Source organism: Kitasatospora sp. NPDC017646 (assembly GCF_044329365.1).
Lineage (GTDB): Bacteria > Actinomycetota > Actinomycetes > Streptomycetales > Streptomycetaceae > Kitasatospora.
The window spans coordinates 5,311-5,563 of sequence record NZ_JBIRJC010000105.1 but is presented as its reverse complement, the minus strand read 5'-3'; the positions used below and the strand labels follow the sequence as shown (position 1 = coordinate 5,563).

Sequence of the window (253 nt, the reverse complement as noted above, 5' to 3'; positions counted from 1 at the left end):
GCGGGCCTGACCCCGGCGCACGCCGCGGGCAACGTCCCCGTGGTGGTGACCACCCCCGGTGGATCGGCGAGTGTTCCAGGCGGCTTCACCTACCTTGGGGCCGCGCCGCCGGTCGTCACCACGCCCATAACTCCGGTGGTCAGCATCCCGGCGGGTGGTGGCGTCTTCACCATCACGGGCACCGGCCTCACGGGTGCGACCGTGACCTTCGGAGCCACCCCGGCAACGATCACCACCAACACCGGAACCCTCA

Annotated in this window: 1 pseudogene; it reads left to right on the top strand. The window is 71.1% G+C overall.

Annotated elements, in window-relative coordinates:
* Positions 1-253 (top strand): annotated as a pseudogene (locus tag ACH4J0_RS42680) (cell surface receptor IPT/TIG domain-containing protein); the annotation flags it as partial.